Source organism: Bacillus cereus group sp. BfR-BA-01356 (assembly GCF_022663635.1).
GTDB classification, from domain to species: domain Bacteria; phylum Bacillota; class Bacilli; order Bacillales; family Bacillaceae_G; genus Bacillus_A; species Bacillus_A cereus.
In genome coordinates this window covers 1-7569 of record NZ_JAKUFX010000194.1, presented here as the reverse complement: position 1 = coordinate 7569, position 7569 = coordinate 1, and the positions used below count along the sequence as shown (strand labels likewise).

The window sequence follows — 7569 nt, the reverse complement described above, 5'->3', positions numbered from 1 at the left end:
TTATTTATTTATGCCTTTTTTAAGTCACTAGATACGCATATCAAGGTTACTGCTCCCTATAGTAAATATGAAGTTTGGAATGTTAATTCAAGTCTTTTCACAGAAAAAAGATTTATTTTAACCTTATGCGAATACTAAAGTCCATTTCAATTGAAATGGACTTTAAAACCTTTTATTAGAAATCTTCTACTCTTTTTTCTTCATTACAAAATCTTTAAAATTCCCCCTAAGCTTGTAATACTTCATGTTAAGCCGAATAGCTACTATAGAGATTACGATAAACCCTACTACATATAACATGTCTCTATCTCCATTTCTTATTGTTTAGCAAATTTATTTTTTAAATACTTCACATGTTTCTTTTCAATACCCTTATCCGTTATGTTTGCTCGCAACATAGTTTGATAAATATGTTGGACCTCATCATTTGTTAGTTGCACCTCAGTATATGATTCAATACATTTTTGTAGATCGTTATAATATAGTACATGTTTATCTTTAGAATGAACATGTACTCTTTTTAGACTGCATTTTGGATGGAACGCTGCAATAGAGATACATGGCAGCTGTTGTTCCATCACCCATTCAATGGCTTTTATATGTTTATAGTTTTGGCGAAATGGATTTTGAAAAGAGGCTTTCTTTCTAAAAATACCTTGTGTCCACCTTGCAGATTTCTCATTTCCATAGATCCATCCTTCATAGTTCTTTGTCTCTACAACAAATACACCGGTTTCCGCGATAACAATATGATCAATTTGCGTTGTATCACCATACTCCGTATAAACCGTCACATTATGTAACACAAAGTAACTTTTTGGATCTAATTTACTTAGTATACGTTTTACCAGTTTCTCTCCAGCTTTTCCTTTCCATTTTGGTACATGTTTTTTCACAACACTATTCAACGGTATTAGAACCGCAATAAGAATCAATTCAAATATCAATACTTTCATAATAGAGTCCTCCTTTTTACACCCTTGCGTTTCTGCGCATTAAACGATATACATGCGTTTCTAATCCTAAAATAAAATATGAGATACATAAGCCTTTTATCACCATCTCTACGAATCCTAATGCTAATGAAACAAGGAGCCCACCTCGAAACTGAAAAGGTCTGGTTACTCTTCTATTAACTGGTTTTTCAATGACGCCAAAGTTGGCCCAGGTAGGCAAACGTTTTTCCACATTTTTCACGGTACCCATTAATCCGTATTTTAACGATAGAATGAAACATCCAATTAATAAATAAACAACAGAAGAAAAATGGATAGATAGGCCTATTACGATGCCTGTCAGTAACCAGCCTATTAATATAGAATTTCGCAAAGCAATATATTCTCGATTTCTATTCAATACAAACAGTCCTTTCAAAATTAATAAGGTTATTTTTATTTGGAAAATATTTACATTTGTTTATAAGCATGATATGATACGTCTATATTAATTTACGAACTAGCCTAAAAAGGATTGTGATAGACATGTTAAAACTTGTAGTAGATAATACCGTAACAGAACAAGAAACAGATTCAGCTTTTTCAAACTTTTTCACTTGCAAAGACTGTGTATACTATCTTTCAAAATCAGATTCTTGCAGTCTACAATTAGCAGCTGATTCAAATAATCCCCTTATCCCTTATGAGTGTGGGAATTTTGAGGAAACCTATGAAATCGGAACGGAAGATCCATTAAATTCACACATACATCAGCAACTTCGTGAAGAAAAAGCGCAAATACTAGCTGAAAGTTATCCAGCACAACCTTCTATTGATCCAATTCACAAAGACGCAATATGGTATGGATCAGTAAACTATGGTTGTTGGATTATAAATGATTCGAAGAAACGTTTTGCACTTGCAGAACAGGTACCTTTCGGTGATAATAATATGTCATCTAAAAAATACGCATCTCCTCTTCCTTTACATGACCATAGTGCAAAAGAAGGTATCCGACACTATATGTGTTAGTACGTAAATGAAAAAGGGATTGGCGAATACCATCTTCTTATTGGTGGTGTCATCATGAAAATTGCAGAAGGAGTTAAGAAACTTGGATTCAATTACTAATCGTATCTACAAGAAAAGAATGTTAGAACATACCATACTATTTAGTTTGGTACAGCTGGTACCACTGATCGTATCTACCGGTATCATATATATATTGCTAGAACTTACTGATACGGAGTGGAAAACCTGGTTTAGTTATGAAGGAATCTTTGTAATTATTTTTCTTATAACGAGGTTCCAGGTGTTTCAGAATAAGAAAAGTATTATTTCTTTAAATCAACATGAAAAATGGTTTTCAAAGTTAAATATTTTCTTGATCTCTATATTTCTAGTATTATTTGCATCCATACCAACTCTATTAAAGATTGCTTTCATTCTACAAATGACTGTTATTCTATTTCTACTAGAATACCTTTGTTTGTATATTAATCGTTTACCAACACATAATTTATATAGAGTAAAAGAGATCATTTGTGATAAAAAGCAACTCAAAATTGAACGAATTATTCCAAACAATGAGGAACACGGTACTCATACAATAAAAACAAATGATGGCCAATACTTTTTATATACCGCTGTGTATTTAAGTGGCATACTATCGCCAATATCAGAAGAAGTATTTGAAGAATATGAAAGAAAGAACCTAATGGGTAGATAAAAGGTACTGAATGTAGATTCAGTACCTTTTCTATTTTTATATATAGTTCTTTACATATTAGCAAATAGCCATGGAGCGAGTACGGCTAACATACACAGCAAACAAGATCCCGTTATGACACGGTTGGCCCAACGGTAATATTCCGGCTGTTTTGTACTCTCATGAATTCTTCTTAAACGAATACCTGCGATTAACATAAATGGTGTGAAAATAAGTGCTGTTGCTTTAAACAGGTCTAAAAAATCCGTAAAGATGTTCATAAACGAAAATACATCGGAACTAAATAAGAAGTATACACTTAGTCTCATCGACATCATGCTGATAAATGAGAAAATCATACTTCCGGTTGCCCACTTCATCCATTGACCATTCTTTGTAATTAATGCCATAACCATGACAATAACTCCTAATACGAATGAAATAGAAAAGATATTGACTCCTACTTTAAAAGCCGGCGCATACAATCCTTCAATCTTTTGAATGATTGATGATCCAAATGAATCTTCTTTCTCTGTTGTTTTCATTCGATTGTTTAGTCCATCTTTAAATGATGACGAAACATCATTTCCTTTTAACTCATTAAAATCTACTTTTACAGAAGCTTGAGCTTCTTCTAAGGGTACAAGTAATAAAATCATCAAAACAAGCGTGCATAAGACTCCTATCATTCCTTTTTCTCGTTTCATCACACATCACCCGCTAATTTTGGTTTGATGCTCTTTAATTTAATTTCATTTCCTTCTGCAGCATAATAAAGATCTGCTGCATAATAGATATTTGCTTTTGTATATGCCCCCATAATTGCATTTGCAATTTCTTCTTTTTCTACTGCCACATATGTTTCATTTTCATTGTAAAACTCAATTTCAATTCGGTTAATATTATTATTTAACACTGTAATATGTAGTTCTTTTAAGCTATCTAAGCGATTCCCTAATCCACATACCAACTTAAATACTTTATTTGCAATTGTTGGTGGTTTTACATACGTCGTATTAAAATGAATCGTTTCATCATCTATCACACCATCTTCCTCGACTTCACACGTCATAATGAAAGAATGATTTTGTTTTTCAATTTCTTGTTGACTCAACTTGCGATCAATGACATACTTCACGCTTGTTGACAGATTTTCTATATATTCATCCAGTTCGGTATTTGAAATTTTAACCTCTGAGAATTCCGGAAAAATCATGTAAGCGTGTATATTAGAACTACTTTTACTTACACGTAATACCTGGACTTGTTTCTTTTCATAGCGCACCGTTTGTTCTAATTTTTCTACTACATTGTTACTTATGGAATTAATATTCATTTACATTCACCTTTCAAAATTGTTATTTTTTTAACTCAAAAATATTTTTTACTTCATATAATCCTCATGTTTGGATTTAATCTATTTTAAGCATTGTAATATTACGAAGAGTTCTCAATTCTCCTGTTTTAAGACTGTTAATCACTTGAATCTCAAAACATTTCAATATTACAATGACGTACAATGTCTCATTATAGTCGAATATCCTTATATGGTGAATCATTCTGTCCCACTCATTTGTACAAAAATAAAAAAATGTTTTATTCTTGTACAAATGAGTGAGAAAATGCTGTATTTGATGCTATTTAACTAAGAAAATACAACTAGGAAATAGATTTATATATTCCCTAGTTGTCTATTACTCCATTCAACTAGTGTATAAGAATAAGGTGAATTGACCTCTAATTTCATATACAGTAATTGATTTTTCGGTAATATTTCTCCCTCTGTATGAATCCAATAACGCTTCTTATTAGACATATTTATGACACGTGTCAGTCCTTGTTCTTGTTCTATTACTTTTGCAGTCCACCTCACAAAATCCATATCTTCAACATCAGCTACTCCTTGTTGAACAGAAAAAACGTGTTCTGTTTCCGGTGGAATTGAAACATATTCTTGTTGTGGATACATGTCCTCATATTCTAATAATTCCACTGGTATATCCTCATCACTTGGAAAAGGAATATCATATACAGCCTCAGGAGTGGGAGTATGATGAAAATCTTCAGCATACTCCACTTCTTCTATATCCTCATGTTTTAATCTATCACTCTCTTCCTCACCCAGATTCTTATGAACAGATGTAGCAACTAAATCATATATACTTGCTACATCTTTTTCTAAGGTGATCTCTTTTGTTGGAACAGTAACACGCTCTTGTTCCCTTCCAATAGGTTTATTTTCTCTTGGGCACCAATAAACGGGGCGTTCCACCGGTTTATTTTCCATTTCTTTTTTCTTGGCTTCTTCCATTAGAAATTTTTTCTTTGAATTACGAACTACCAAAAACACATAACAAAATAGACCAATAAATATTTTTGTAAACATAATATTCCCCTCTCGATTATCCAAATAAATCGAACTCAAACTGTCCATCAATTACTTTGTTTTTTCGTTTTCCTTTCTTTTTAGAAGAATCCACTTCAACAATAACTGAATCCCAGAATGTGATATCTTGTTTTTGTACAAGCATACGCTTATCAGTATTCAGTGTTGTTAAAGCTCGAATGACATCTTCTATTTCTCCAGCTATTTCAAGTACATTCTTCTTCACTCGAACTCCAGGTACTTGTTCTTTTTTAATACATTCAACAGCCCTTTGTACAAATTGAACTTCTTTCATAAATGCAACATCCATAGTTCCTGGTAATTTTCCCACCCAGTTCGTAAATTGAATTTCAATTGATTCAAACACAGGTGTAATCACATTACCGATATTTGCAAGAACCCGCTTCGATTCATCAGATGCTGCTTTTGTCCATTCCTCTGTTGAACCCTTTAATTGATTTCCACTCTTTATGTTTTGAATTAATAGAGTCTGTAGATCTCCAGTATCACCAAGCATTGCATTCAGACCATCACTTGTAGCCTCACCGTTCATTGCTTCAGCAGCTTTATTCTTTTGAGCAATTAATTGCGCCATCTGCTGTTGGAACGTTTCTCGGTATCCAAGATAGAAGGTCCTACATTGCTTAGTTTGGCCAATACGACAGTGTCTTCTTGCTGCCTGATTCAACGCGAATAAGCTAAATGGTAATTGATAAAATATCAATGTAGGTGTTGCAAGTAAATCAAGACCCACCTTCACTAATTCTAGCGAGCAAATAATTACATTCACACCGCTATTCACTTGATCTTTTAGCCATTCACTACGTTTTGGCGGAGTAACTGTATTGGTACGGAGAATAGCTACTTTCGCACCAGATATTTGCTCTACAACCTTCTGTAAACGTGGTTGAACGTCTCGTTCTTTTACTGTAGATCCTGTATCACATACGTATACGATGGTTGGACGGCCCTCAGAAATTTCTGTACGCAATATACTTTGCAACTCTCTCTCTTTAGGCTGTATACAATCCTCATCAAATTTGAATTTATCATTAGACCAAACCAGTTCTTTTCCTGCATCATCTAAGTAATAGTTCGGATAATGGATCATATTGTCTGGATATGCATTACCTGTACGAATATAAGAAAGCCACAGTTTCCCAGCGTCTGGTGTACCTTTCGCTGCTTCAATTGCTTTTTCAAACGACTCTTTCATATGCTCATAGGCTTGCTTCTGCTCTTCAGACATATCAACAAGAATTGTAGGGACGTTGACTAGTTCCACAGGATTTGGCCATACATCTTTAAGACGTACATTAATGGTTGTATCCATTAAGAATTGAGTAAACACATAAGGTGAAATACCAGGTACAACCTTAGTTTTATCTAATGTACCTTGTGCTCCGCGTGAAGCTATATTAGATGTGACCTCACCATCATGGTAATATGTTCTCTCGATGTTTCCGTAGGTTTCATTCCATTCCATGAAAGAACTGTATTCAAAACCACTTTTAACCATTTTTTGAGGGAATAAACGCCATAACGTATAGAATACATCGCTTGCGCGGCCACCAAATAATGTACCTGTTCCAGCTACAACTTTCTTACAAACCTTTGCTAAACTTCCTAAAGCAGTTCCTTGTGCAGATTCACTTTTCAGCTCATGTATCTCATCAGCAATAAGAACGTCAAAGAAATGCTTCATTTTTCTACGAATATACTCAACAGCAGCTACTTTTCTATACGCTCTTCCTGAATGTTTTGCGTCATATGGTTTTACACGATTCTCTAACTCTAGTTGTTTTTGTAAAGGTTTATTTCCCTCTTTAATTGCCTGCACTAATTGTTCCTCATATTTTGTCCACTCTTTAAAACTTGCATATTTTGTTTTTACTTTTGGGCTCCAAATATTTGAATTACAATCAGCACATACACTATTTTTATTCGTTTTAGTATCTAAGTCACTAGCTGTAAAATCTTTATATTGACATACTTCTTTTTGTTCACCATTGGCCTGTTGAACCATGATAGAAGATGTTTTTTTACGTAACTTAGCACCACAATCCGAACAGTAGTAGCCATTCTTATAATATCTTTGCACCTCTTCCTCAGATTTTTTAGAAAGAGGAGTCTGCTTATAAGATAATGGCATCATTTTGATAGAATCTCCTCGCATTGTTGTAAAACTAATAACAAAGAAGGTTGGTTTTTGTGGTTTTGGTCTCCCGGCCTGAATCCAAGCTTGATGAATACGAATAAGATCCTCAGTTCGTTTAATAAGGTGTATCTCTGCGTCTGGTAATAAGTGTCGTATTTCTTCTTTTGCCCACTTCTCAGTAAGAGTTGGTGGAACAAATACGCATGTACGATATCCTTTTTTCCCTTTTAAATGAAAATAGCCATCTACTGCAGCTGTCATCATTGCGCTTTATGTGTGGCATCTCAATCCGTAAGGATTGAGGTAGCCACTACCCATTTCGGGTGCGATAGGTAAGACTTTGAAGTAATCTCCACCTTTTCCCCCGCCCCACACCGTACGT

Annotated in this window: 6 protein-coding genes and 2 pseudogenes; 2 read left to right on the top strand and 6 right to left on the bottom strand. The window is 34.1% G+C overall.

The genetic code is table 11. The annotated features are described in order from the left end of the window. Nucleotides 1-317 precede the first annotated feature (317 nt). Together MR168_RS31410 and MR168_RS31405 are read right to left on the bottom strand one after the other, a co-directional pair. The gene (locus MR168_RS31410; protein WP_000866011.1) at nucleotides 318-956 is read right to left on the bottom strand and encodes a nuclease-related domain-containing protein; all 639 of its coding nucleotides are present in this window, start codon (nucleotides 954-956) and stop codon (nucleotides 318-320) included. 16 nt (nucleotides 957-972) lie between these two features. Further along, nucleotides 973-1356, bottom strand: coding sequence for a hypothetical protein (locus MR168_RS31405; RefSeq protein ID WP_015406623.1), 384 nt, complete (start codon nucleotides 1354-1356; stop codon nucleotides 973-975). Between the two features lie 125 nt (nucleotides 1357-1481). Between MR168_RS31405 and MR168_RS31400 the strand changes: the two are divergent. Together MR168_RS31400 and MR168_RS31395 are read left to right on the top strand one after the other, a co-directional pair. Then, nucleotides 1482-2066: pseudogene (locus MR168_RS31400) on the top strand (hypothetical protein). Between the two features lie 19 nt (nucleotides 2067-2085). Then, nucleotides 2086-2664: a hypothetical protein gene (locus tag MR168_RS31395; protein WP_078405438.1), complete on the top strand. Its 579-nt coding sequence runs from the start codon at nucleotides 2086-2088 to the stop codon at nucleotides 2662-2664. 50 nt (nucleotides 2665-2714) lie between these two features. Here MR168_RS31395 and MR168_RS31390 read toward each other — a convergent pair whose 3' ends face one another. From MR168_RS31390 to MR168_RS31375, 4 genes and pseudogenes are all read right to left on the bottom strand, one after another. Beyond that, nucleotides 2715-3350 carry a hypothetical protein gene (locus tag MR168_RS31390; RefSeq protein WP_242291732.1) on the bottom strand — a complete coding sequence of 212 codons (636 nt, stop codon included), beginning with the start codon at nucleotides 3348-3350 and terminating at the stop codon, nucleotides 2715-2717. Continuing rightward, a complete protein-coding gene (locus tag MR168_RS31385) occupies nucleotides 3350-3979 on the bottom strand; it encodes a hypothetical protein (RefSeq protein ID WP_001024816.1) in 630 nt (209 codons plus the stop codon). The genes MR168_RS31390 and MR168_RS31385 overlap by 1 nt, the downstream gene beginning before the upstream one ends. Before the next feature lie 336 nt (nucleotides 3980-4315). Further along, a complete protein-coding gene (locus MR168_RS31380; RefSeq protein WP_000494364.1) occupies nucleotides 4316-5029 on the bottom strand; it encodes a hypothetical protein in 714 nt (237 codons plus the stop codon). Nucleotides 5030-5045: 16 nt separating this feature from the next. Continuing rightward, a pseudogene (locus MR168_RS31375) lies at nucleotides 5046-7457 on the bottom strand (DEAD/DEAH box helicase); the annotation flags it as partial. Between the last annotated feature and the right edge of the window lie 112 nt (nucleotides 7458-7569).